Origin of the sequence: Xanthomonas hyacinthi, assembly GCF_009769165.1 — a bacterium.
Taxonomy (GTDB): Bacteria; Pseudomonadota; Gammaproteobacteria; order Xanthomonadales; family Xanthomonadaceae; genus Xanthomonas_A; species Xanthomonas_A hyacinthi.
Genome location: NZ_CP043476.1, coordinates 1,270,812 through 1,295,117, shown reverse-complemented (window position 1 = coordinate 1,295,117; position 24,306 = coordinate 1,270,812). Strand labels below are relative to the sequence as shown.

The 24,306-nt window shown below is 66.5% G+C and carries 19 protein-coding genes; 9 read left to right on the top strand and 10 right to left on the bottom strand.

Features of this window, described 5'->3' with window-relative positions; genetic code table 11:
• The 7 genes from FZ025_RS05915 to FZ025_RS05885 all read right to left on the bottom strand — a co-directional run bounded on the left by FZ025_RS05915 (position 1) and on the right by FZ025_RS05885 (position 8,639).
• Positions 1 to 1,173, bottom strand: a complete 1,173-nt coding sequence (locus FZ025_RS05915) for an ABC transporter permease (protein ID WP_046978364.1) — start codon at positions 1,171 to 1,173, stop codon at positions 1 to 3.
• An 18-nt stretch (positions 1,174 to 1,191) separates the two neighbouring features.
• Positions 1,192 to 2,418, bottom strand: coding sequence for an ABC transporter permease (locus tag FZ025_RS05910; protein ID WP_104558641.1), 1,227 nt, complete (start codon positions 2,416 to 2,418; stop codon positions 1,192 to 1,194).
• A 38-nt stretch (positions 2,419 to 2,456) separates the two neighbouring features.
• On the bottom strand, positions 2,457 to 3,764 hold the full coding sequence (locus FZ025_RS05905; protein ID WP_046978681.1) for an ABC transporter permease: 1,308 nt from the start codon (positions 3,762 to 3,764) through the stop codon (positions 2,457 to 2,459).
• A gap of 49 nt (positions 3,765 to 3,813) precedes the next feature.
• On the bottom strand, positions 3,814 to 5,040 hold the full coding sequence (locus FZ025_RS05900; RefSeq protein ID WP_046978682.1) for an ABC transporter permease: 1,227 nt from the start codon (positions 5,038 to 5,040) through the stop codon (positions 3,814 to 3,816).
• Positions 5,041 to 5,103: 63 nt separating this feature from the next.
• Positions 5,104 to 6,402: an ABC transporter permease gene (locus FZ025_RS05895; RefSeq protein WP_046978683.1), complete on the bottom strand. Its 1,299-nt coding sequence runs from the start codon at positions 6,400 to 6,402 to the stop codon at positions 5,104 to 5,106.
• An 83-nt stretch (positions 6,403 to 6,485) separates the two neighbouring features.
• Complete coding sequence (locus FZ025_RS05890; protein WP_046978684.1) at positions 6,486 to 7,208, bottom strand: ABC transporter ATP-binding protein; 723 nt, start codon at positions 7,206 to 7,208, stop codon at positions 6,486 to 6,488.
• A gap of 159 nt (positions 7,209 to 7,367) precedes the next feature.
• Positions 7,368 to 8,639 (bottom strand): efflux RND transporter periplasmic adaptor subunit, encoded by a 1,272-nt coding sequence (locus FZ025_RS05885; protein ID WP_046978685.1) that lies wholly within the window; start codon positions 8,637 to 8,639, stop codon positions 7,368 to 7,370.
• Positions 8,640 to 8,939: 300 nt separating this feature from the next.
• On the opposite strand from FZ025_RS05885, the gene glmS reads away from it, so the two are divergent.
• From glmS to FZ025_RS05855, 6 genes are all read left to right on the top strand, one after another.
• Positions 8,940 to 10,772: a glutamine--fructose-6-phosphate transaminase (isomerizing) gene (glmS, locus tag FZ025_RS05880; protein WP_046978686.1), complete on the top strand. Its 1,833-nt coding sequence runs from the start codon at positions 8,940 to 8,942 to the stop codon at positions 10,770 to 10,772.
• A 462-nt stretch (positions 10,773 to 11,234) separates the two neighbouring features.
• Positions 11,235 to 11,666 (top strand): hypothetical protein, encoded by a 432-nt coding sequence (locus tag FZ025_RS05875; RefSeq protein WP_046978687.1) that lies wholly within the window; start codon positions 11,235 to 11,237, stop codon positions 11,664 to 11,666.
• A 4-nt stretch (positions 11,667 to 11,670) separates the two neighbouring features.
• Positions 11,671 to 13,626 (top strand): Z1 domain-containing protein, encoded by a 1,956-nt coding sequence (locus tag FZ025_RS05870; protein ID WP_046978688.1) that lies wholly within the window; start codon positions 11,671 to 11,673, stop codon positions 13,624 to 13,626.
• A gap of 12 nt (positions 13,627 to 13,638) precedes the next feature.
• Positions 13,639 to 15,471 (top strand): ATP-binding protein, encoded by a 1,833-nt coding sequence (locus tag FZ025_RS05865; protein WP_046978689.1) that lies wholly within the window; start codon positions 13,639 to 13,641, stop codon positions 15,469 to 15,471.
• A 59-nt stretch (positions 15,472 to 15,530) separates the two neighbouring features.
• The gene (locus FZ025_RS05860; protein WP_046978690.1) at positions 15,531 to 16,583 is read left to right on the top strand and encodes a DNA cytosine methyltransferase; all 1,053 of its coding nucleotides are present in this window, start codon (positions 15,531 to 15,533) and stop codon (positions 16,581 to 16,583) included.
• Between the two features lie 141 nt (positions 16,584 to 16,724).
• On the top strand, positions 16,725 to 17,198 hold the full coding sequence (locus FZ025_RS05855) for a hypothetical protein (RefSeq protein WP_046978691.1): 474 nt from the start codon (positions 16,725 to 16,727) through the stop codon (positions 17,196 to 17,198).
• A gap of 199 nt (positions 17,199 to 17,397) precedes the next feature.
• Here the strand turns inward: FZ025_RS05855 and FZ025_RS05850 are convergent, their stop codons facing one another.
• The 3 genes from FZ025_RS05850 to FZ025_RS05840 form a co-directional block, all read right to left on the bottom strand.
• Positions 17,398 to 18,420, bottom strand: coding sequence for a copper resistance protein B (locus tag FZ025_RS05850; RefSeq protein WP_046978692.1), 1,023 nt, complete (start codon positions 18,418 to 18,420; stop codon positions 17,398 to 17,400).
• On the bottom strand, positions 18,417 to 20,258 hold the full coding sequence (locus tag FZ025_RS05845) for a copper resistance system multicopper oxidase (RefSeq protein ID WP_046978693.1): 1,842 nt from the start codon (positions 20,256 to 20,258) through the stop codon (positions 18,417 to 18,419). The genes FZ025_RS05850 and FZ025_RS05845 overlap by 4 nt, the downstream gene beginning before the upstream one ends.
• Before the next feature lie 106 nt (positions 20,259 to 20,364).
• Positions 20,365 to 20,796, bottom strand: a complete 432-nt coding sequence (locus FZ025_RS05840; RefSeq protein WP_046978694.1) for a CopL family metal-binding regulatory protein — start codon at positions 20,794 to 20,796, stop codon at positions 20,365 to 20,367.
• 245 nt (positions 20,797 to 21,041) lie between these two features.
• Between FZ025_RS05840 and FZ025_RS05835 the strand changes: the two genes are divergently transcribed.
• The 3 genes from FZ025_RS05835 to FZ025_RS05825 are packed head-to-tail and all read left to right on the top strand — an operon-like array spanning position 21,042 to position 24,189.
• Positions 21,042 to 21,485, top strand: coding sequence for a heavy metal-responsive transcriptional regulator (locus FZ025_RS05835; RefSeq protein WP_046978695.1), 444 nt, complete (start codon positions 21,042 to 21,044; stop codon positions 21,483 to 21,485).
• On the top strand, positions 21,482 to 23,935 hold the full coding sequence (locus tag FZ025_RS05830; protein WP_386269643.1) for a heavy metal translocating P-type ATPase: 2,454 nt from the start codon (positions 21,482 to 21,484) through the stop codon (positions 23,933 to 23,935). Before FZ025_RS05835 ends, FZ025_RS05830 begins: the two co-directional genes overlap by 4 nt.
• 41 nt (positions 23,936 to 23,976) lie before the next feature.
• On the top strand, positions 23,977 to 24,189 hold the full coding sequence (locus FZ025_RS05825; protein ID WP_046978696.1) for a heavy-metal-associated domain-containing protein: 213 nt from the start codon (positions 23,977 to 23,979) through the stop codon (positions 24,187 to 24,189).
• The last annotated feature ends 117 nt before the right edge of the window (positions 24,190 to 24,306 follow it).

The following is a 24,306-nucleotide window of genomic DNA, read 5'->3' as shown; positions in this document are numbered from 1 at the left end:
TCACCGGTACGCCGCAGGCGACAGCCGCGCGGCGCGTTCGGCCGGTCCGCGCATCGCCAGCCAGCCGGCACCCAGCAACAGCACTGCGATGACCAGCGGATACAGCGGCGGTGGCGACAGCGCCGGAGCATCCAGCAAGGCGCGCCGCAACAGTGCTGTGGCGACCGCGCCGATGGCGATGCCCAGGCCGCACAGCAACAGATTTTCGCGGCGCAGCTGCCAGCGGATCTGCGCCGCGCGCGCACCCAGCGCGCGACGCAGCGCGATCTGCCGGTAGCGCTGGCGCACCATCGCCTCGCTGATGGCGTAGACCGCCGCGGTGGTGGCGAACAGCCACAGCGCCATCCCTGCAACAAGCGACGCCAGCCGATGGCGATGCGTGCGCAGTTGCTGCACGCGCAGTTCGCCGGCGCTGCTCAGATCGTGCAGCCGCCCCGGCGCGATGCGTTGCGCATCCGCCGCCAGGCGCGCGCGGACCTGCATCGGATCGCCGCGCGCGACCCGCAGCACATAGAGCGTGTTGCCCTCATCCTGCAAGCGCAGCGCGAGGATGGCGGCGTCCTCGTCGCCAGCGCCTGGCGCGCGCAGCCGCTCGACGATGCCGACCACCCGCGCCGGCGGTCGGTCGCCCAGATACACCGCCTGTCCCACTGCGTCGTGCCCAGGGAACAGCCGCGCCGCCAGCGACCGGGTCAGGATCGCCCGCTGCGCGAGGTCCACCGCGGTGGGCGATGTGAGGTCGCGATACTCGTCGCGGGCGAAGTCGCGGCCGCGCCGCAGGCGCAGGCCCAGTGCCGCCAGCAGTCCGGGACCGCCGAGGTAGGTGCTCGCGCGGAACTGTCCGCCGGCGCCGTCGGCGCGGGGTCCCATCAGCGCGCTCCACTGCTCGGGTCCGAACGGCAGTTGATTGACCGCGGCGACGTGCAGGACGCCGGGCAGCGCACGCAAGGCCGCCGCCTCGCGCTGCGCCGCCGCGGCGGACACGCGGCCGCTGAGCCGCAGCGTCAGCAGATGCGCGTCGTCATCGATGCCGCTGGAGGCGTGCATGCGCGCATGCGCCTGGCTGGCCAGCGTGCCCATGGCGAGCAGCACGGGATAGCCGAGCGCCATCTGCAGCACGATCAGCGTCGCCAGCAGCGCGTGCCTGCGCAGCGAGATCAGCAATCGATCCACGTGCCGAGTCCGTCCGCTTTACGCACTGCGCGTGGCCACCGCTGGCGGCACCGCCGCGGCGCGTCGCGCCGGCGCGAGCACCGCGAGCTGGCCGAGCAGCCACAGCACCACCGCGCCGGCCGGCAGGTACCACGGCGGCAGCCGCGGCAGCTCGTAGGCGTTCATCAGCCACAGACTGGCGGTGTAGGCCAGCAGCATGCCGAGCACGATGCCGGTGCTGGCGAGAAGGAAATTCTCGGTCTGGAAATGCAGCAGGATCTGCCGGCAGGTGGCGCCGAGCGCACGGCGGATGCCGATCTGCTTGGTCCGCTGCTGCACCCAGAAACTGGTCAGGCCGACGATGCCCAGCGCGGTGATCATCAGCAAGGCCACGCAGACCCCGACCAGCAGCCAGGCCATGGACTGGTCGTTGCGATAGTAGGCCGCGCGCGCCTCCTGCAGGGTCTTGCTGTCCTTGTTCTGGACCATGCGTTTGGGCCCGTGTGCCAACAGCGCGGTTCGCGCCTGCTGCAGCACGGCCTCGCGTTGCGCCGGGTCGTTCACCCGCAGTAGATAGGTCCCATTGGTGTAGGGCATGTTCACTGGAAACAGCAGCGCGGACTCGTAGTCGGCTGCCGTGCCGAAGTCGCGCGGCTGCACCAGGCGTTGCACGATGCCGACGATGCGGTGCTCGCCGAACACATGGATGGTGCGGCCCAGCGCGGTGCCGTCCGGGAACAGGCGCTGCGCCAGCGCCTGGCTCAGGATCACCGCCGGCAGCGTACCGGTGTCGTTGGGATCCTGCAGCCGCGCGTAGTCGAGGAACTCGTCGGGGTGGAATCGGCGTCCGGCGACCAGGGTCAGTCCCAGCGTGTCCAGCAACTGCATGTCGCCGAAGTAGTTGGTGGCGCGCAGGGTGCTGCGCTGCTGGTCGGAGCGGAGCGAGATGCCGCTGGAACTGACCGAGCTGCCGAACAGCGGTTGGTTGACCACGCTGGCATTGCGCACCCCGGGGATCCGGCGCAGGGCGTCCAGGTCCTCGCGGGTCAGTGCGGCACTGTTGTCGTTCCTGGCCACGCTGCGGATGCGCACTTGCACGATCTGCTGTTCGACCGCCCCAGTGGGGCGCTGCATGCGTTCCAGGCGCAGGTGGATCAGGAACAGCGCGTTGCATACCACGGCGCAGCTGAAGGCGATCTCCAGCACGATGAGCAGTGCGGCGATCTTGTGCTTGCGCAGGCTGGAGAGGATGGGGTGGATGTGCACGGCTGATGGTCCTGAAGGGGATGCAGGCGAGCGGCGCGTCATTGCGACTTGAGTTGCAGCGCGGTCTGCACGCGCATCGCCTGCCACGCCGGCAGCGCGCCGGCCAGCAGGCTGCTGACCAGGGCCAGGGCCAGGGCGAGCGTGCCCAGCAGCATGCTGCCGTCCATCTGCGCCAGCGCGGCATAGTCGGCCGGCTGCCGCCGCACCAGCCACAGGCCGATCCAGGCGAACAGCAGGCCGATCGCGCCGCCCGCCGCACCGATCATCCCGGCCTCGACCAGGTGCTGGGCGAAGATCGCCCAACGCGACGCGCCCAGCGCGCGGCGTACGCCGATCTCGCCGCCATGGCGCATGAACTTGGCCAACATCAGGCCGACGGTGTTGAGCAGGCAGATGCCCAGGAACACCAGCGCCAGCCACAGTTGCAGGCGCACGTCGGCAGGCACCGCATGATTCCTGTCCAGCCACGTCATCACGTCGCTCAGGCGGCTGTCGGCCGAATGGTTGAAACGCCCTGCATCGTGCTGCTGGCGCGCGTAGCCATCGAGGTAGTCGCGGTAGGCGGCGCGCTTGCCTGCATCGCCCAGTTCGACCCAGTACTGGATCCACACGCAGGGCGCGTTCTCGCCGTTCGGGCCGTCCGGACTGTCGCCCCAGCAATCCATCGTGCCTCTGCTGCCGAGTTCCAGATCGCGCGAGGTCGAGAACGGAATGAACACGTCCTCGCTGTCGGCATAGGTCTCGTTGGTCATGTCGTAGAAACGCGGGTTCATGCTCCAGTCGTCGGTCACCCCGACGATGCGCAGCACCGTGTCGCCGATCTGCAGGTCTTTGCCGACGCTGTCGATGTCGCCGAACACCTGCTCGTTCAGATGTCGCGAGATCACCGCGATCCGTGCACGCCGGCCATCGTCCTCGGCGGTCCAGGCATGGCCGTAGCGCATCGGCACGGCGAACATCGGGAAGAAATCGGCGCTGGTGTAGCGTGCCTCCACCGAGAACGGGGTCTGCTGCGCGCGTGCCGGCACCACGGTGACGCCGCCGGCGGACATCATCGCCTGGCGGTCGCCGCGCTTGTCGCGCAACAGCGCCTCGGCATCGCGGCGGGTCAGCTGCAGCGGCTCCTCGCCGGCCGGTTCGTACTTCTCGTCCGGATACACGTTCATTTCCACGTAGAACAGCTGCGCGCTCTTGCCCGGGATCGGATCGGCGGCGAGCACATGGAACACGGTCAGCGTGGTCATCGAGGCGCCGATGCCGACCGCGATGGCGAGCACCATCAATGCGGTCAGCAGCCGGTTGCGGCCGAAGCTGTGCAACGCCAGTTTGCAGTAGTAGCCGAACATCGGGAGTCCTGGGAAAAAGGGCCGGCATGACGCCGGCCAAGGGGACGCTTCAAGCGCTGCGCGTGGCCACCGCCGGCGGCACCGCCGCGGCGCGGCGCGCCGGCGCGAACACCGCGATCTGGCCGAGCAGCCACAGGCTGAGCGCGCCGACCGGCAGGTAGTACAGCGGCAGCCGCGGCAGTTCGTACTTGCCCATCAGCCACCGGTTGATCGCATACGCCAGCAGCATGCCGAGCACGATGCCGGTGCTGGCCAGCAGGAAGTTCTCGGTCTGGAAATAGCGCAGGATCTGCCCGCGGGTGGCGCCGAGCGCGCGGCGGATGCCGATCTGCCTGGTGCGCTGCTGCACCCAGAAGCTGGCCAGGCCGACGATGCCCAGCGCGGTCACGATCAGCAGCGCGATGCACACCGCGCCGAGCAGCCACACCATCGCGCGATCGCCCTGGAAGTAGGCCTCGCGGATTTCGGCGTAGGTCTGCTGTTTCAGCACCAGCCGGCTGTTGTCCACCTTCATCAGTGCCGCGACCGCAGAGGCCAGCACTTCCTGGCGCCGCGCCGGATCGGTAACCCGCAGCACGTACAGGCCGTCGGTGTAGCTCAGGCGCAGCGGCAGCAGCATCGCGTAGTCGATCTCGGCCAGGCCGCTGCTCGCGGTCGGCCGCGCCAGCGTCTCGACGATGCCGACCACGCGTGCGGCCACCGGCCCGGTATAGACGGTCTTGCCCAGGGCGTTCTGCCCGGGGAACATCTTTTCCGCGGTGGCGCGATTGAGAATGATGGCGGTGCCTTTTTTCTGCACTTCCTTGTCGGTTTGCGCGGTTTCCAGATCCAGGTATTCGTCGGGCGTGAAGTCGCGCCCGGCTGCCAGCCGCAGGCCCAGGGTCTGCAGCGTGCCTTCTTCGGCCATGTACTGCGCCGCATTGAGGGTGGGCCGCTCCTGGTCCGGGGTCAGCGACAGGCTGGTGTTCCAGGAGTAGTGCACGAACGGCACCTGGTTGAGCACGGTCGCGTTGCGCACGCCCGGCACCGCACGCAACGCGGCCAGGTCCTCGCGGGTGCGGGCGGCGGCATTGACCTGCTGGCCGATGCCGCCCAGCGAGATCGTCACCAGTTCCTGTTCGGCGATGCCGCTGGCCCGGTGCAGGGTCTCGATGCGGTTGCCGATCAGGAACAGCGCGTTGCACACGATCGCGCACGCCAGCGCGATCTCGAGCACGATCAGCGCGGCGGCGGTCTTGTGCCGGCGCAGGGTGGAAAGGATGGGGTGGATGTCCATGGCGGTAACCTTTGAGGGACCTTCGTTGGCGGTCTGCCTGCCGCGTCGCGGCAGGCGTCGTGGTCAGGAGGATTTGAGCTGCAACGCCGGCGCGACCTGGATCGCGCGCCAGGACGGCAGCAGGCCGGCCAGCAGGCTGGCGACCAGGGCCAGTACGAAGGTCAGTGCCAGCATCGTCGGATCCAGATGGGCCAGCTTGGCGTAGCCGGTGGGCTGCTGGCGAACCGCCCACAGCCCGAGGACGGCCAGGCCGAGACCGGCGATGCCGCCGGCCAGGCCGATGGTGCCGGCTTCCACCAGGCACTGCGCGAAGATCGCGCGGCGCGAGGCGCCCAGCGCGCGGCGCACGCCGATCTCCCCGCTGCGGCGCAGGAACTTGGCCAGCAGCAGGCCGACGGTGTTGAGCAGGCACACCAGCAGGAAGCCCATCGCCAGCCACAGCTGCAGGCGCACGTCGCCCGGCACCACTTCGTTGTGGTCCAGCCACTGCATCACGTTGCGCAGGCGTACGTTGTTCGGACGCTGGAAGCGGCCGGCGGCGCGCTGCTGATTGGAGTAGTTCTCGAGGTAGGCCTTGTACTCGGCGACCTGCGCCGGACTCTCCAGTTCCGCCCAATACTGGACCCAGGTGCAGGGGGCATTGAGCGAGGTCGGATCGCCGTTGCTGTCGCCGGAGCAGTTCATGTTGCCGTTGCGGTCCATCTTCAGGTCCATCGCCACCGAGAACGGCAGGTAGGCCTGCTCGTCCGAGCCGTAGGTGTTGGTGAGGTCGTAGAAGCGCGGATTGGGTTCCCAGGTGTCGAGCACGCCGACGATGCGGAAGGTGTTCTGGTCCATGCGCAGTTCGCGGCCGACGCTGTCGGCGCCGTCGTACAGCTTTTCGTTGAGCTTCTTGCTGATGACCGCCACGCGCTCGTGGCGCTCGTCTTCCGTCCCGGTCCAGCCGTGGCCGTACAGGAACGGCGTGTCGAACATCGGGAAGAAGTCCGCCGAGGTGAAACGCACTTCCGACTTGAACGGTTTCAGCCCGCTCTTGAGCGGTTCCACCGCCACCGATCCGCCGCTCATCAGCGCCTGCCGCTTGGCCCGCTTCTCGCGCAGCAGCGTCTCGGCGTCGTAGCGCGTGTTCTGGAAATCCGGTTCCTCGCCGGGTTGGAAGCCGGCCTTCGGCTGCGCATCCACCTGCACGTAGAACAGTCGGTCGCTCTTGTGCGGGATCGGATCGCCGGAGAGCACGTAGAACACGGTCAGCGTGGTCATGCTGGCGCCGATGCCCAGCGCGATGGCCAGCACCATCAGCGCGGTGAGGACCTTGTTGCGGCGGAAGCTGCGCAAGGCGAGGCGAAAGTAATAGCCGAACATGAGGTGGCTCCGGGGCGGGCGCTGCAGGTGGCGACAATGGGTGGGATGGCGATGGCGCGCAGCGCCGGGCCGGTTGCGTTCGCTCAGCGCGCGCCGTTGGGGCTGGCGCCGATCGCGGCGTGCGCCAGCACCGGTTCGCGCTGCAGGTCGGTGGCCTGGCCATCGACGATGTGCACGTTGCGCTGCGCGCGCGCGGCCAGTTCCGGATCGTGGGTGACCATGACGATGGTCGAGCCCTGCGCGTTGATCTCTTCCAGCAGTTCCATCACCCCGCGCGCCATCTGCGAGTCCAGGTTGCCGGTCGGTTCGTCGGCCAGCAGCAGGCGCGGGCTGCCGGCCAGCGCACGCGCGATCGCCGCGCGCTGTTGCTGGCCGCCGGAGAGCTCGGACGGGTAGTGCTTCATCCGCGAGCCCAGCCCGACCCGGCCCAGCGCGTCTTCGATGCGCTGCTTGCGCTCGGCCGCAGCCATGCCGCGGTAGCGCAGCGGCACGTCGACGTTGTCGAACAGGTTGAGATCGGGGATCAGGTTGAAGCTCTGGAAGATGAAACCGATCTTCTGGTTGCGCATGCGCGAGCGCGCGTCGTCGTTGAGGTGGCTGACGTCCTGGCCGTCGAGCAGGTACTGGCCGCTGGTGAAGGTCTCCAGCAGGCCGGCGATGTTGAGGAAGGTGGTCTTGCCGGAGCCGGACGGCCCGGTGACGGCGACGAACTCGCCCTCGCGCACATGCAGATCCAGCGAGCGCAACGCGTGCGTCTCGACCTGTTCGGTGCGGAAGACCTTGGAGACGGAGCGCATTTCGAACATGACGTATTCCTTCGAGTGGTGGTTGACTGCAGCCGGCGAGCCGGTGCGATGGTTGCGACTAAGGGTCAGGAGTCGGCATGGGAATCGGAATTCGAAAGGATGAAGCGGCACCTGCCTTGCTTTTCCCAATCCCCATTCCCGATTCCCCAATCCCGGCTTCTAATGCACCGTCACCTGCGGCGCCTCGCCGAACAGGTCGCTGCCGGAGACCACGACGCGGTCGTCCGGCTGCAGGCCCGAACGCACTTCGACTTCGCCGAGGCTGGTGACGCCCAGCTCCACCGGGCGGCGGATCGCCGAGTGGCCGTCCATCACGTAGGCGTAGCGGCCGCCGGATTGTTCGACGAACGGGCCGCGCTCGACCTTGAGCACGTTCTTGCGCGTATCCAGCAACACCCGCGCGCTCATGCGCTGGCTCTGGCGCAGGCCGGGCGGCTGCTTGTCGGTGAAGCGGATGCGCGCGTTGACCTCGCCGTTGACCACTTCCGGCGACACCGCCGAGATCGCGCCGGCGAATGGTTCGCCGGCGCCGCTGGTCAGCTGCGCCGGCATGCCGATCGCCAGGTCGCGGGCGAAGCTCTCCGGCACCTTGATCTCCAGCTCGAACTTGGACAGGTCGACCACGCTCAGCACCGGTGCGTTGGCGGCGACGTTGGTGTGCTGCGACACCTGCACCTGGCCGACCTGGCCGTCGAACGGCGAGCGCAGGGTGAGTAGGTCCACCTGGCGCTTCACCTCGGTGACCACCGCGCGCTGGCGCTCGGCGAGCAGGCGCTTGTTGCGCGCGTCCAGGCCGGCGCCCTGGGTCTGCAGGCCGGAATCCTTCTGCGCATGGCTCATCGCGATGTCGGCCTTCTTCAGCGCATCCTGCGCCTTGGCCAATTCCACCGCCGGCACCGCGCCGCCGTCGTAGCCGCGCTGGTAGCGCTCCAGGTCGCGGCTGGCCGCCTGCCGCTCGATCTGCGCCTGGTCGACCAGCTTGCTGGCGTTGGCCCGTGCCAGCACCGCGTCCAGGTCGGCGCGGCCGGCCTCCGCTTCCTGGCCGGCCAACGTGGCCTCTTCCTGGGCGAGCTTGCTGCGCAGTTCGGGGCTGTCGATCTCGGCCAGTTCCTGGCCTTGCTTGACCACGTCGCCGGCGACCACTTTCAGGCTCACGGTGCCGCCGGAAATCGCGTACAGGGTGGGGCTGTTGGCGGCGATCAGGCGCCCGTCGGCGGAGATGTCGCGGACCAGGTCGCCGCGGCTGACCGTGGCGATGCGCACGCGCTGCGCATCGAACGAGCGGCTACCGGCGATCCAGCCGCGCGCGGCGAAGGCGATGCCGAGCAGCACCGCCAGCGCGATCAGTGCGGGCCAGAACCAGCGGCGCCAGGCGGCGGCGGAGCGGGGGCGGGCGAGAACCTGGTCCTGGGCGGAAGTGTCGCGGATCATCGGTCGGGTCGGCGCAGTGGAGAATGAACGAATCCAAAGCACACTGCATGCCAATCGCAAGTGGTTGAAAGCGCTGCAGTTATTTTCGGGCGGACGGCTGTCCGCGTGTCCGCGGACACGTTCGCGGACACTGTGTCCGGCAGCGGTCGGCGGCGGCACGCCGGCTCGGTGGAGAGGGGCAAGGCTAGCCGGCGGGCCGCGCTTCGGTGCGCGCTGACCTGCTCAAGTCGCGCCGGCAGGCCCTATAGGACATTCAGCGGACAAAGCTAGAATGGCGATCTTTCGGTGCAGGGTGCGGCTATGTGCGGGATCGTCGGTGCGATAGCGGAGCGGGACGTGGTGCCGGTGCTGATCGAAGGCCTGAAGCGTCTGGAGTACCGCGGCTACGACTCCTCCGGCATCGCCGTGGTCGCCGGCGACCACGTGCGCCGGGTGCGCCGCACCGGGCGTGTGGCGGAGATGGAAAGCGCGGCGCTGGCCGAGGACCTGCACGCCACGCTGGGCATCGGGCACACCCGTTGGGCCACCCATGGCGGCGTCACCGAGGCCAACGCGCATCCGCACGTCAGCCACGGCGACCTGGCGCTGGTGCACAACGGCATCATCGAGAACCACGAGCAGCAGCGCGAGCGGCTGCGCGCGCTGGGCTACGTGTTCGAGTCGCAGACCGACACCGAAGTCATCGCGCACCTGATCCACCACCACGCCGCGCAGGGCCTGTCGCTGCTGGCGGCGCTGCAGGCCGCGGTGAAGGAACTGACCGGCGCCTATGCGCTGGCCGCGGTCAGCAAGTCGCGCCCGGACGTGCTGGTCTGCGCGCGCATGGGCTGCCCGCTGCTGATCGGCCTGGGCGAGGGCGAGAACTTCATCGCCTCCGACGTGTCGGCGGTGATCCAGGCCACGCGCCGGGTGATCTTCCTGGAAGAAGGCGACACCGCCGAGCTGAGCCGCAGCGGCGTGCAGGTGTACGACGCCGAGGACCGGCCGGTGCAGCGCGAGGTGCACGTGTCGGAGGTGTCGCTGGCCTCGCTGGAACTGGGCCCGTACCGCCACTTCATGCAGAAGGAGATCCACGAGCAGCCGCGCGCGCTGGCCGACACGCTGGAGGCGCTGTTCGACGCCGGCGGCTTCGACACCGCGCTGTTCGACCGCAACGCCGACGCGCTGCTGGCCGACATCGCCGGCGTGCAGATCCTCGCCTGCGGCACCAGCTACTACGCCGGGCTGACCGCGCGCTACTGGATCGAAGCGATCGCCGGCCTGCCGTGCAGCGTGGAGATCGCCAGCGAATACCGCTACCGCGCCGCCTACGCCAATCCGCGCCAGCTGATCGTCACCATCTCCCAGTCCGGCGAGACCCTGGACACGATGGAGGCGCTGAAATACGCCAAGTCGCTGGGCCATGCCAAGACCTTGTCGATCTGCAACGTGCCCGAAAGCGCGATCCCGCGCGCCAGCGCGCTGGTGCTGTACACGCGCGCCGGCGCCGAGATCGGCGTGGCCTCGACCAAGGCCTTCACCACCCAGCTGGCGGCGCTGTTCCAGCTCAGCTGCGTGCTGGCCAAGCTGCGCGGGCGGCTGAGCGCCGCGCAGGAAGCCGAGTACCTGCAACAGCTGCGCTACCTGCCGGGCAGCGTGCAGCACGCGCTGAACCTGGAGCCGCAGATCGCGGTATGGGCCGAGCGCTTCGCCGACAAGCACAACGCGCTGTTCCTGGGCCGCGGCCTGCACTATCCGATCGCGCTGGAAGGCGCGCTCAAGCTCAAGGAAATCACCTACATCCACGCCGAAGGCTATCCGGCCGGCGAACTCAAGCATGGCCCGCTGGCGCTGGTCGACGCGACCATGCCGGTGGTGGTGATCGCGCCCAACGACGCGCTGCTGGAGAAGGTGAAATCCAACATGCAGGAAGTGCGCGCACGCGGCGGCGAGCTGTTCGTGTTCGCCGACCAGGACAGCCGCTTCAGCGAATCCGACGGCGTGCACGTGATCCGCACCCCGCGCAACGCCGGCCTGCTGAGCCCGGTGGTGCACACCATCCCGGTGCAGTTGCTCGCGTATCACACCGCGCTGGCGCGCGGCACCGACGTGGACAAGCCGCGCAACCTGGCCAAGTCGGTGACGGTGGAGTAGCAGCACGGCGGCGCGTGATGGGAACAAATAAGGCCGGTTGGGTAGCAGTAGGCCATCGCGACACGGCTGACATCCTGCGGCTCTCTGTCCACAACATACCTTCGAGATTTCGATTGCGCTGCCAACAATCCATTGTCCCGCGCTGGCCTGCAGCCTAAGTGAAATGGAAGCTATCGATTTTTCGGAGTTGGCGATAGTCAGCGTGCTGGCGGTTCGGACGTCGTGGTTGCATGTCTACATAATTGCTGCCTGGATTCAGGGGTTTTGCCATTGACGCCCCCTAGGTTGAACACTATGCCGCCTGCGGCAAGATATTGAATCCACACACTTTCTAATGGATGTAAGAGGCGAAATAGGGTAAGGTGTGGTACTGGACTGGCGCACATGGTGCGCCCGGCTGGTGAACTGGGGTGCTTGGCTGAAGCTCTATGTAGTTCGATCATCCTCGTTTAAGCGGTGCGTATGGGAATCCAGAAGCAAGAGTTCTATGAGGGTGCGGCTCTTTACCAGGTAATCCGCGGTTCGAGCGGATTGACCAGTATCAGCCGCTCACCGCCGCTCTTTGTTTTGGACGGCAGACTTCAAGTGCATTTGAAGTATTCGACGGCGAAACGCAGCCCCTGGGGATTTACCTTTATGCCCGACGAACAATTGCTCTTGAGGCAGCGGGCGCAGGAAATGCCCCTAGTCATCGGACTCATCTGTGGTGCTGACGGGGTGGCGGCGCTACCCTATGAAGCCTACGCGCGCGTAGCGCAAGTGAAAAGTGCGGCACTCCACATCTCTTGCAGGCGCAGCCACCGCCAGCATTTTGAAATCGGCGGTCCAGACGGAGTATTACCCAACAAGGTGGCTCCGTCGGACTGGGTCAAACTGCTCGACGAACGGGAGTGATGACATGCAGGGCGGGCATACTGAAGAGATACTAAACTTGTTGCATCAGCAAGTTGGTAGTGCTGAAGAGGTGGCTGATATTGCCACCACGGCAAGTGAGGTCATGGGCAAGTGGGTCAAGCCTCTCACTGGCGGCAATGAGCAGACTAATGGCCTGATCTACGGCTTGGTGCAAAGCGGTAAGACCGGAGTGCTAGCCGTCACTGGTGCCATGGGCGCTGATGAAGGGTACCGTACGCTGATCGTACTCACCTCGGATATTGACCCGTTGTACGAGCAAACTCGCGGCCGCATTCAGGAGGCCTTCCCTGGGATGGATATCCTTGGCAAGGTGGATCTGCGTGATCCGAGCACCTTTCTACAACGCCTCAAGCGCAGCACTTGCGCCATCGTGGTCACAAAGAATGGCAGCATCCTCAAGAATCTCATTGAGAACCTAAAAGGGGGCAATGTCCGCGGTCTTGCTTGCCTCATAATTGACGACGAGGCAGATCAGGCAAGCCTGAACACAAGGGCTCGAAAGAACGACGGTTCCCAGAGCAAGATCAATCTTCAAATTGAAGAGCTTAGAAGCTTCTTTCACAGGAACACGTATCTGCAAGTTACGGCAACGCCTGGAGCGCTTTTTCTGCAGCAGGGGGAGAACGCCTTTCGCCCGAAGTTCACGGTGCTCAGCCATCCAGGGAAGGACTATGTTGGCGGAGAGGACTTTTTTGCCGCGGGCGTCGATGATCTGGTCCGCGAGTTCTCACTGACTGACTTGATGACATTGTCAGCTGGGATGCAGCCGACGCCAGGCACGCAGATTCCGTCATCCCTCCTGGCCGCGCTGGACACTTTCATGATCGGAGCCACCTACAAGCGTGAGGTGCAACCCGACCAGAAATGTGCATTCCTGTGCCACGTCAGCACGCGGACGGACGACCACAAGCATATCGTTGAACTGCTGCGGAAGTACAAATCCGATCTTGCTTCGGGTCTAGAGGCACAGAGTGAAAAGTTGATTTCTCGCCTCCGCGCTGCGTTCGATGATCTCGCAAGCACACACAGGGGGCTTGCAAAGGCTAACTTTGATCGTCTGCTGAGCCGGATCAAGTTCTTGTCGGCTGGAATCTACGTAAAGCTGGTAAACGGTGAGACCGATGAGGATGTTGCGCTCCACGCCCCTTATAACCTCTTTGTCGGCGGCAACAAGCTTGGCCGCGGGGTGACCATCAAAAACTTGTTGGTGAGCTATTACGGCCGGCATCCAAAGACACCACAGGCGGACACCGTGCTTCAGCATGCCCGCATGTACGGATACCGTCGAAAGGACATCGGTCTGCTAAGGCTATGGCTACCTCCTGAGCTCCATGCGGTGTTCAGTGCAATCAACGAGATGGAGCGCAGTCTGCGCAAGCTGATTGCGGATAGTCCGGACGAAGAGTTCCGCGGGGTCTATTTGGAGAACGGGCTTCAAGCCACCAGGCGCAACGTTCTCGTGCCCGGCGCGATAGGCGTTTATACCGGTGGTGGCACATACAACCCTGCACAGATCCTTCGAGACGATGCATCTGCCAAAAACACGGCTAAGCTGGACAAGCTGTTGTCTGATGTCGGTGACAAAGAGTACGTCGAATTTTCCATTGAAGACCTGCGGCAGCTTGTTAAGCTCACGGCGCCGGATACTTCGCAGTCCGAGCACGTGTGGGATCCATTTGCGATCGCGGAAGGACTGAGGCAGTGCGCGGAGATCCTGAATCAAGAAGCCGGGTACGCGTACGTTGACCGGGATCGTGACCTAAGGGAGTGCCGCCGTGAGACTCAAGGTGTGCTGTCTGGCGGAGAGGCGGGCACGGTCCCAAGCGATCGAATTACAATCTTCATGATGCGCACGAAAGCTTTCGGCAAGCACCAAGCAGCTTGGTGGCCGCAGATTCGTTTTCCGGCCGGCCGTTATGCGCTGGCGTTTGCCATTTGAGGTGGTGAGTCAATGACGTTGAAGTTGAGCGACGAGGTGGTTAGCCTTGAGCAGAGCCGTGGTAAGTACCAAGAATTTTTCCCCGGCTACATCACCCACATTCGGTTCCCCCGCTTCAAAAATATCGCGGATGGAACCCGTATTGACTTCACTTTCCCAGTCACGGCTCTAGTTGGGGTCAACGGGTCTGGAAAGACCTCGGTTTTGAACGCTCTGTACGGCGCGCCCGCGGGTCGATCCACCGGTCAATATTGGTTTAGCACGAAGGTTGACCCTATCGAAGAAGGCGAAGGTAGCCCAAGCCGTTTCATATACGGGCATCGCAATGTCACGCTCAAAGATGTCGTCGAGACGCGTAAGGCGAGAGTGCGGAAGTCTCGAAATGGACTGCCCGACCCCAACTATTGGGAGCCCACTAAGGAGAGTGTCGGTGACGAAATGGTCGAGCCTCAATTAAAGGCGAACAAGACCTACAGTGGCCGGTCTAAGGATCGTTGGAATCCGGTTTCACGCAAGGTTCTTTACATCAACTTTCGAAAAGAGCTGAGTGCGTTTGACAAGTACTTCTACTTTGGCAAGGCGCCCGTGCCTCATGCGCCGCCGGCAAAAGGGGCGAAGGTGTCACCGCTTCGGATATCTAGCAAGATGGACCAGGTGCGACACGATGCCGATTTGCTTGCTCGCGTTATCGATGCCGAGAACACTTCATATACCTATCGCAACCAAAAGGTGGCTACCGAAAACCGACTTCTGGATAAGAGCGAGCTTGAAATGGTCAGCTATGTCCTGGGTCGAGAGTACGTGGAGGCTCGGTGGATTCGACATAGGCTCTTCAAAGGTGACGGTGGTCTCAGCGTCGTTTTCCGGACAAAGCACGGGCGCTACTCTGAGGCGTTTGCCGGGAGCGGCGAGGTCGCGGTAACCAGCTGCGTGGTGCAGGTGCTTGGGGCTGACAAAGGTACGCTCGTCCTGCTGGACGAGCCGGAGGTCTCGCTACACCCTGGGGCGCAGGAACGCCTGCTGGCGTTCCTTTTGAAGATGGCCCGAACCAGACAACTCCAAGTTGTCTTTTCGACCCACTCGCCCCATCTTGTGACTGCGTTGCCGAATGATGCGATAAAGGCCTTCCATCAACTTGACGACGGTCGCTTTGTTGTCTTGCAGGCAACCCACCCGTACGCAGCATTCCGACGGCTTGGGGCATTGGGAGGCGGTGAGGTGAGGGTTCTCGTGGAAGACCAGCTAGCCAAATCAGTCGTTAAGCAGGCACTGCTGTCGCTCGCTGACCAAGCTCAAGCAGCGATCTTTAAGGTGGAGTATCTGAGCGGCGGTGCCGAGGCGATCTTGAAGTACCAAGTGCCAGTGCTCATGGCAGCGCCTGGTCATACGCTGGTGCTGCTCGATGGCGACAAGAAGCGGTTGGATGAGTTTGTTGATCCTGCCACTATCGCGGTGGCCGATGATGGCACCCTTGGTGCAAGAATCTTAGAGGCCGTAGGTGTGGAGCCTGCCTTCACCGTGGACGGTGGAGTTGCTGGTGGCAATACAGTTCAGCGGGTTGCAGTTCAGCGCAGCTATCTAGCGTGGCTGAGACAAAATGTTCGCTTCATTCCGACGCTGTGCCCAGAGGCATTGGTACTCATCGCTGCAGGAAAAAGTGACCCTGCTGCTACCACAGCGCAACACTATAAAGAACGATTGCGTACCTTGACTGTCGAGTTGTACGGCCCAGATGCAACCAACGAACGCACCGACATGCATGGAGAAACGCTGCTCGCCGACAATCGTGCTACGTCCGCCGAGTTGGTCCAACTTGCGCAGATACTCGTCAAGCACCTTCCGTAGGCCCCGGCCTGTAGTTGGTCGATATCTTTTAATCCAAAAGAACCAATGGTCTTGTACAAATGACTCGCCCTAATAAAATCAAAGAACAGAAGCTGTACGCCGTTGATCTTTTCAGCGGATGCGGTGGACTGAGCCTTGGACTCAAAGAGGCGGGATTCACGGTCGCTGCTGCCGTCGAGGTCGAGCGCAAGGCGCAGGAAACCTATCGCCTCAACCACCCAGAAGTTCGGCTCTACCCTGAGGACATTCGCAAATTAGATCCTGCGCAAATCCTTGCGAACTCGGGCTTAGCCGTTGGAGACTTGGATTTGCTGGCGGGTTGCCCCCCTTGTCAAGGCTTCTCTCGGCTTCGTACAAAAAACAAGATGGCGTCGGTGAATGATGACCGCAACGACCTTGTTGAGGACTTCCTTCGCTTCATTGAAATCATGGAGCCGAAGACTGTGATGCTGGAAAACGTTCCAGCGCTAGCGAAGGATGCTCGATTCTTTGGCATGCGATGCAAGCTACACACGCTTGGCTACGAGACAGTTGTTCACGTTCTGGACGCTGCAGACTACTCAGTACCTCAGCGACGCAAGAGGCTCATTATGCTTGCATCCAGGGTTCATTTCCCCGCTGTCGCAGAGAAAGCGAAGAAGCGCCTCACGGTTAGGCAGGCCCTCAAGGGCATAGTTGAACCGGGTCAGGGACGCGACAAACTTCATGGCCTGGGAGAGAGTCGATCGCAGAAGGTACGGGATCTCATCGCGCTGATACCCAAAGATGGCGGTAGCCGCAGCGACCTGCCGGTCCAATACCAATTGGATTGCCACAAGCGAAGTGACGGCTTCAGTGATGTCTACGGGCGCCTGGCTTGGGATGATGTTTCTCCTACTATTACTAGCGGTTGCCATAATCCTTCAAAAGGTCGGTTCCTGCACCCGGGGCAGAATAGAACCATCACTCTGCGAGAGGCCGCAGTTCTGCAAGGTTTCCCGCGGTCGTACAAGTTCGATGTCGCGCATGGCAAGGAGTCAATTGCGCTGATGATTGGGAATGCCCTGCCGCCGCCGTTCATCACGGCTCACGCCAATGCCCTCCGAACAGGGCTCCTAGGCGCCCGACCCTAGACGCTTGCTGCGCAGGCATTCTTTGCTGTCATCACGCAAGCGGGGACGCCACGGTTGGCAGCCTTGGCCGGCGGCTGCCAACGCAATGGCCCAGGTTATGCATAAGCTCCTGGCGAGGGTTCCCACCACGCAGGAGGACGCATGTACGAGTCTTTCAGACAGGGGGCGCCGGCCGAACTGTGGCAGGCGCTGGTGCACGAGGCAGGGCAGCGGCTGGGCCGGCCGCTGGACGAGTCGCGCGAGAGCTATCTGGTGTTCGTGTTGCTGCGCTACCAGGCCGATGGACACTTGTTGTCGCGCACCCAGGCGCTCGCCTGGCTGCATGCACAGGAGCAGGTCGGGCGCGCGCGCGCCGATGCGTTGCGCGAGGTCGGCGACGGCTGTCTGCTGATCGCCGGCCTGTTTCCCGGCGTGGCCGCGCGGCGCCGGGTCAGTGTGGATTACTTCATCGATCTGGGTCGCGGTGCCTATTACGAAGTGGCCGAGACTCGCGCCAGCGATGCGGGGTTGTTCGGGCAGCTGGCGCGCAGCTACCAGGAATTGGTGCGCACGCTGGGTGCGCTGCGTCCGCCGCGCGACTGGCGGATCGGTGAGGATGGTTCGCTGCGTGCTTGAGCGGCCGGGACCCGCGCGAGTGAGCGGTTGCTAGACGCCGTGGTGGCGCACGATGCGCGTCGAGCCAGTACGGCTGGCGAAGCAGTGTAGGAGCGGCTTCAGCCGCGACAGGATCCATCGGTAACCTGTCGCGGCTGCAGCCGCTCCTACAAGGGCCATTGCCGTTCAAATGGACGGGAAAGAATCCTCCCGCGGCCGCTCAAAACCAGACGCGTACGCCGGCGACGACACGCGTCTCGCGCGCGGCTTCTCCCGCGTCGCGCCGATAGTCCGAGGTCGCACCAAACGCGCGCTCGTGGACCACGCCCAGATACGGCGCGAAGCGGCGGCTGATCTCGTAGCGCAGGCGCAGGCCGGCCTCGAGCGTGGACAGGCCGCTGCCGACGCCGTGCGCACGGTCGTCGGCGAACGCCGCATCCGCTTGCAGCCGCGGCTGCAGGATCCAGCGGTTGCTCAGCAGCACCTCGTATTCGCCCTGCACGCGTGCGCTGGCCTTGCCGCCTGCGCCGACGTACAGCGTGGCCGCGACCTCGAACTTGTACGGCGCCATGCCCTGCACGCCGAACGCGGCCGAGGTGCGCGCATCGCCCGGGGCGACGTCCTGCTTCACGCCGACCAGCAGGTCCCACCACGGCGAGACCGCATGGCCGTACAGCGCCTCCAGGTCCGCCGCTTCGGTGCGGCCGCCACTGCGCTCGCCTTCGCTGCGCAGCCACAGCCGGTCGATGTCGCCGCCGTACCAGGCGCTGGCTTCCCAGGCCTGGCCGCTGCCGTGGTCGGCATCCCAGCCCTCCAGCCGGTCGAACAGCAGGTAGCCGGTGCGCGACGGTGCATGCAGCATCGTGTGCGTACGCAGGACCGGGAATGCGGCGGCGCGGTCGGCGTCGGTGAGCGGCGGGATTGGCTCGCGCGGCAATGCGGCCGCGGTGGCGCAGGTGCACGCAGCCGCGGCGCCAGCGCGCGCGCGGCGCGCTTGTGCTTTTCCGGGTCCCCGGTTCCCGGTCCCTGGTCCCGATTGCCCAGTTTCCGGCTGCATCCCGTCGTCGGGCGGCGGACACACGCAGGCCGCAGGTGCGGATGTAGATACCGGTGCGGCTGCTGCTGCGATGTCGGCATCGGCAGTTCCAGGCGCATGCACATGCTGCGCACGTGCGGCACCATGCGCGAGCAACAGCGCCAGACCGATGGCCTGCGCCAGCGTGGCGAGCGGCGCGGCGTTCATGCGTCCACCCGCACTTCGCGCATCATGCCGCCGTCCATGTGGTACAGCAGATGGCAGTGGTAGGCCCAGCGGCCGAGCGCGTCGGCGCGCACGCGGTAGCTGCGGCGCGTGCCCGGCGGCATGTCCACGGTGTGCTTGCGTAGCTGGAACCGGCCTGCGGCGTCCTCCACGTCGCTCCACATGCCGTGCAGGTGGATCGGGTGCTGCATCATCGTGTCGTTGACCAGCACGATGCGCAGGCGCTCGCCGTAGTTGAGCCGCAGCGGTTCGGCGCTGGCGAACGGGATGCCGTCGAAGGACCAGGCGAACTTCTCCATGTTGCCGGTCAGGTGCAGTTCGATCTCGCGCCCGGGGTCGCGGCCGTCGGGGTCGTCGAACAGGCTGTGCAGGTCGGCGTAGCTCAGCACCCGGCGGCCGTTGCCGCGCAGGCCGATGCCGGGATCGTCCAGCTTCGGCGCAGTCGCGGAGGACTGCATGTCCACCAGCGGATTGCCGCGTTCGCTGCGCGGATGCCTGGGCGCCACGCCGGCGTCGCCAGGCGCATGCCTGCTGTGGTCCATCGTGCCGTGGTCCATCGCGGCATGGTCCATGCCGGCCATGCCCATGCTGGCGCCGCAACCGCCTTCCATGCCCTTCATCGCGGTCGCGCCGCCGCCGTGGTCCATGCCGGCGTGCCCGCCCATGGCGTGGCCCATGTCCTGCATGCGCAGCAACGGGCGCGGATCGTTTGCCGGGACCGGCGCCTGCAGTCCCTGGCGCACGGCCAGGGTGCCGCGCGCGTAGCCGGTGCGGCCCATGTCCTGGGCGAACACGGTGTAGGCATCCTGGCCGTTGGGTTCGACCAGCACGTCGTAGGTCTCGGCCGCGGCAATGCGCAGTTCGTCCACGCTCACCGGGTGCACGTATTGCCCGTCGGCGGCGACCACGGTCATCTTCAGCCCGGGAATGCGCAGGTCGAAGTAGGTCATGCTGGAGGCGTTGATCAGGCGCAGCAGCAGCCTCTCGCCGGGACGGAATTCGCCGGTCCAGTTGCCGCCGGGGGCGACGCCGTTGAGCAGGTAGGTGTAGGTGTTGGCGTTGACGTCGGACAGGTCGCTCGGCGTCATCCGCATGCGTCCCCACATGCCGCGGTCGGCGAGGGTGGCGCGCAAGCCGTCTGCGCGCGCGTCGCGCAGGAAATCGCCGACGGTGCGCTGGTAGGTGTTGTCGTAGGACGGCATCTGCTTCAGCCGCCGGAACAGCGCCGCCGGGTCCAGGTCGGTCCAGTCGGACAGCAGCAACACGTGTTCGCGGTCGTAGTGGTAGGGCGGCGGCTGCAGCGGATCGATCACGATGGCGCCGTACAGGCCGGCCTGTTCCTGGTGCAGCGAGTGGCTGTGGTACCAGTAGGTGCCCGACTGGCGCAGGGTGAAACGGTAGCGGTAGCTCTCGCCGGGATGGATGCCGTCGAAACTCATGCCGGGCACGCCGTCCATGTTGGCCGGCAGCAGGATGCCGTGCCAGTGCACGGAGGTCTGGGTGTGCCCGGGCAGGTGGTTGGCGACGCGTACTTCGACGCTGTCGCCTTCGCGCCAGCGCAGGATCGGCGCGGGCACGCTGCCGTTGACGGTGATGGCCGGGCGCTCGCGCCCGGTGAAGTTGACCAGTGCGCCGCCGATGCTGAGGTCGAAATCGGTGCCGTGCAACTGATACGGCACGGCGCCACTGCGCGCCAGCGCCGCGGCCTGGGCTTGCCGCAGCGACAGGCCGCCGAGGCCGGCGGCGGCGCCCAGCGCCAGTCCGGTGACGAAACGGCGCCGCGACGGCAGCGCCGGCAGGCCGGAGGAAGGTGATTTCATGAGCGAACCTCGATGCGATGCGCGACCGCGTGGGCGGTGTGCGCAAGGAGCGGCGGCGCGCACGGCGCGGCCGCAGTGGCGCCGCCCGCGGGCGGCGGCGTCGCGCTCAGGCGCTGGGAGGTCGTTCCAGCCGCGGCAAGCCGGGCGCGCCGCGACCGGCCTGGCGGCCGCTGGGGAACGGGCGCTGCACGGCGACCGGCAACGCCAGCGGCAGCGCGATCAGTGCCGGCAGCGGCTGCGCATGCGGGCATTGGCAGCCGGCGGCGGCGCCGCAACAACCGTGCTTGCCGGCCTGCTTGGGGCAATGGCCGTCGTCATGCTCCGCAGCGGGCGGTGCGGCCTCATGGTGGTGGCACGGCATCGCCGCGGCAGCGACGCGCGTGGCAGCCGCATGCCTGGCGGCGTGGTGCCGGGAGATGCCATCGTCGGTGCGCTGTGGCGCCTCGGCCATGCCCGGCATCGCCATGGCCGTGCCGGCGCCATTGAGCAGCAGGCTCAGGCACAGCAGCAGGCGGGTCAGCAGGGCGAAGATCGGCACGGAAGACGGAACGGCGCGAGGGGATGCACAGAGAATACTGGAGTGGTCGCTGCGGGCAAGCGCCTGAGTCGCGTGGCGATTCGCCATCGGCGCAGCCTGGAGCCGGCTCCAGGGCGAGCGTGCATGCCCCGCAAATGCTTGCCGGGCAAGGGTGTCGCGCCAACGTGAGCGGCCAATGAACAATGCGCGCACAACCGCGACAATGGCTTGACCCTGGACCGGCATCCAGGGAGTAGCTTGCACATATGAACCCGGTCGCCACTCCGCCCCGCTTCACCATCGGCGCGCTCGCGCGCCAGGCCGAGGTCGCCATCGACACGGTCCGCTACTACGAGCGCCAGGGCCTGCTGCCGGCGCCGCCGCGGCGCGCGTCCGGCTATCGCGACTACGATGCCGCCGCAGTGGAGCGGGTGCGCTTCATCCGCCGCGCCAAGGAGCTGGGATTTTCACTGGAGGAGATCGGCGATCTGCTCGCCTTGCAGGACGATCGCCAGCATGGCGTGGAGGGCATCAAGCAGCGCGCGAGCAAGCGCCTGCACGAGATGGACCGGCGCATCGCGCAACTGACCGAGATGCGCGATGCGCTGGCCGTGCTGGTCGCGGAATGCCCGGGCAGCGGCGAACCGGCGTGCTGCCCGATCCTCGGCGATATCCGCGGCGACACGGTGCCAGGCAAGCCGCAGCCGTGAACGCGACGGCTGCCACCACCGCCACAGTGAGCCTGCCGGTGCAGGGCATGAGCTGCGCGTCCTGCGCCGTCGGCCTGGAACAGGCGCTCAAGCAGTTGCCCGGGGTCGACGCCCAGGCCAATTACGCTGCCGCGCGCGTGCGCCTGGACTACGACCCGCAGCAGGTGGATGCGCAGACGCTGCTGCAGCGCATCGGCCAGGCCGGGTACACGGTGCCGGCGCAGGCGCTGACGCTGGACCTCAGCGGCATGAGCTGCGCCTCCTGCGCGTCCGCGATCGAAACGGTGCTGGCGAACACGCCCGGGGTGATCGCCGGCAGCGTCAACCTGGCCTCGGCCAGGGCGCGTGTGGAGTACGTGCCGGAACTGGTCGCACCGGCCGATATCGTCGCGCGGATCGGCCGCGCCGGCTTCGGCGCCAGCGTCGTGCGCGAGTTGGACCAGACCCAGCTGCAAGCGCGCGAACGCGCCGAGCGCCGCGCCTGGCACCGCGAGCTGGGCCGGTTCGCCGCGGCGGTGCTGCTGACCCTGCCGTTGTTCGTGCAGATGTTCGGCATGCTGGACATCTCCGCCATCGAGCATGCGCTCGGCGGCCAGCACGCCGAGCCGTTGCCGCGCTGGCTGCAGCTGCTGCTGGCCACGCCGGTGCAGTTCTGGCTCGGCGCGCGCTTCTACCGGGCCGGGTTCAGGGCCTTGCGCAACGGCCGCGCCAACATGGACGTGCTGGTCGCGCTCGGCACCAGCATGGCCTACCTGTACAGCGCCGCGGTCACCGTGTTCGGCCTGGCCGGGCAGCATGTGTATTTCGAGGCCAGCGCCTCGATCGTCACCCTGATCCTGCTCGGGCGCCTGCTCGAGGCGCGTGCCAGGCGCAGGACCTCGTCGGCGATCCGCGCGCTGCTCGACCTCAAGCCCAAGACCGCCAGGGTGGAGCGCGACGGCGCGATCGTGGAAATCGATGCCGCCGAGCTGATCGTCGGCGATGTGTTCGTGGTCGCCGCCGGCGCGCGCGTGCCGGTGGACGGCGAGGTGCTCGACGGCCGTTCCAGCGTGGACGAGGCGATGCTGTCGGGCGAGGCGATGCCGGTGGCCAAGGAGCCGGGCAGCCGCCTGTTCGCCGCCACCGTGAACCAGTTCGGCATGTTGCGCGCGCGCGCCACCGGGGTCGGCGCCGACACGCTGCTGGCGCAGATCGTGCGCATGGTCGATGCGGCGCAGGGCTCCAAGGCACCGATCCAGCATCTGGTCGATCGCATCGCCGCGGTGTTCGTGCCGGCGGTGATCGCGATCGCCGCGCTCACCCTGGCCGCGACCTGGTGGCTGAGCGGCAGTTTCGCCACCGCGCTGGTGCATGCGGTGGCGGTGCTGGTGATCGCCTGCCCGTGCGCGCTGGGCCTGGCCACGCCGACCGCGATCATGGTCGGCACCGGCGTGGGCGCCAGGGCCGGCATCCTGATCCGCAACGCCGAGGTGCTGGAGCGCGCGCGCGCGCTGACCACGCTGGTGCTGGACAAGACCGGCACCCTGACCGAGGGCAGGCCGCAGGTGACCGCGGTGGACGTGGCGCCGGGCGACGACGCGAGCGCATTGCTGCGCCTGGTCGCCGCGCTGGAGACCGGCTCGGCGCATCCGCTGGCGCAGGCGATCGTGCGCCGTGTCGCCGATGCCGGGGTGCGTGCGCCGACCCCGCGGCCCGTGCTGGAGGCGGTCGAGACGCTGCCCGGCAAGGGCGTGCGCGGCCGCGTGGATGGCTGCGACGTGGCGCTTGGGTCATTGGCGTGGATGCACGCGCTGAGCGTGCAGCCGCCGGATGCCGCATTGCTGCAGCGCGCCGAGGCCGCGCAGGCGCAGGGCCAGAGCGTGGTCGGCGTCGCGCTGGACGGCCGGCTGGCCGGCTACATCGCCATCGCCGATCCGCTGCGCGAGGGTGCCATCGACGCGGTCGCCCGGCTCAAGGCGCGCGGCATCGAAGTGGCGATGCTGAGCGGCGACAACCGCCATGTCGCGCAGGCCGTCGCCGCGCAGGTCGGCATCGCGCGCGTGCTGGCCGAGGTGCTGCCGCAGCACAAGGCCGAGGAGGTGCGGCGCCTGCAGGCCGAACCCGGCGCGCACGTCGGCATGGTCGGCGACGGCATCAACGATGCGCCGGCGCTGGCCGCGGCCGACGTCAGCTTCGCGATCGGCGCCGGTTCGGACATCGCCGTGGAAGCGGCCGACGTGGTGCTGGTGCATGGCGACCTGGACGGCGTGGCCACCGCCATCGACCTGTCCGCGGCGACCTTGCGCAAGATCCGCCAGAACCTGTTCTTCGCCTTTTTCTACAACGTGCTCGGCATCCCGCTGGCCGCGTTCGGCCTGCTCAATCCGGTGCTCGCCGGCGCGGCGATGGCGCTGAGTTCGGTCTCGGTGCTGGCCAATTCCCTGCTGCTGAACCGCTGGCGGCCGCGCTGAGCGCGGTGCCGGGCAACTCCACTCCAACGAGGACACCAGCAATGCGCCATCTCCAACTCACGGTCCAGGGCATGACCTGCGGCGGCTGCTCCGCGCGGTTGCAGCGGGTGCTGCAAGCCTGCGCCGGGGTCGCCGCGGCGCAGGTCGTGCTGGACGGCGGGCGCGTGGACGTGGAGTACGACGACGCCCGCATCGATGCGGCGGCGATCGAGCGCGCCATCGTCGAGGCCGGCTTCGGCGTGGTGCCACGCTGAGCGGTACCCGTCGCCAGCGCCGCCGGCAGGTGAACGGCGCTGCCCATCGCCGTTCTGGCGCAGCCCCGGGGCGCGGGGCAGGCGTGTATCGTGGACGCGATTTTTCCGTCCTGCGCA

Bases quoted from the DNA above. Each gene is read 5' to 3' on its own strand.
- FZ025_RS05895 (WP_046978683.1), bottom strand. From the start codon at position 6,402: ATGTTCGGCTATTACTTTCGCCTCGCCTTGCGCAGCTTCCGCCGCAAC.
- FZ025_RS05845 (WP_046978693.1), bottom strand. From the start codon at position 20,258: ATGAAATCACCTTCCTCCGGCCTGCCGGCGCTGCCGTCGCGGCGCCGT.
- FZ025_RS05865 (WP_046978689.1), top strand. From the start codon at position 13,639: ATGACGTTGAAGTTGAGCGACGAGGTGGTTAGCCTTGAGCAGAGCCGT.
- FZ025_RS05825 (WP_046978696.1), top strand. From the start codon at position 23,977: ATGCGCCATCTCCAACTCACGGTCCAGGGCATGACCTGCGGCGGCTGC.
- FZ025_RS05870 (WP_046978688.1), top strand. From the start codon at position 11,671: ATGCAGGGCGGGCATACTGAAGAGATACTAAACTTGTTGCATCAGCAA.
- FZ025_RS05850 (WP_046978692.1), bottom strand. From the start codon at position 18,420: ATGAACGCCGCGCCGCTCGCCACGCTGGCGCAGGCCATCGGTCTGGCG.
- FZ025_RS05835 (WP_046978695.1), top strand. From the start codon at position 21,042: ATGAACCCGGTCGCCACTCCGCCCCGCTTCACCATCGGCGCGCTCGCG.
- FZ025_RS05900 (WP_046978682.1), bottom strand. From the start codon at position 5,040: ATGGACATCCACCCCATCCTTTCCACCCTGCGCCGGCACAAGACCGCC.
- FZ025_RS05855 (WP_046978691.1), top strand. From the start codon at position 16,725: ATGTACGAGTCTTTCAGACAGGGGGCGCCGGCCGAACTGTGGCAGGCG.
- FZ025_RS05860 (WP_046978690.1), top strand. From the start codon at position 15,531: ATGACTCGCCCTAATAAAATCAAAGAACAGAAGCTGTACGCCGTTGAT.
- glmS (WP_046978686.1), top strand. From the start codon at position 8,940: ATGTGCGGGATCGTCGGTGCGATAGCGGAGCGGGACGTGGTGCCGGTG.
- FZ025_RS05890 (WP_046978684.1), bottom strand. From the start codon at position 7,208: ATGTTCGAAATGCGCTCCGTCTCCAAGGTCTTCCGCACCGAACAGGTC.
- FZ025_RS05885 (WP_046978685.1), bottom strand. From the start codon at position 8,639: ATGATCCGCGACACTTCCGCCCAGGACCAGGTTCTCGCCCGCCCCCGC.
- FZ025_RS05905 (WP_046978681.1), bottom strand. From the start codon at position 3,764: ATGTTCGGCTACTACTGCAAACTGGCGTTGCACAGCTTCGGCCGCAAC.
- FZ025_RS05875 (WP_046978687.1), top strand. From the start codon at position 11,235: ATGGGAATCCAGAAGCAAGAGTTCTATGAGGGTGCGGCTCTTTACCAG.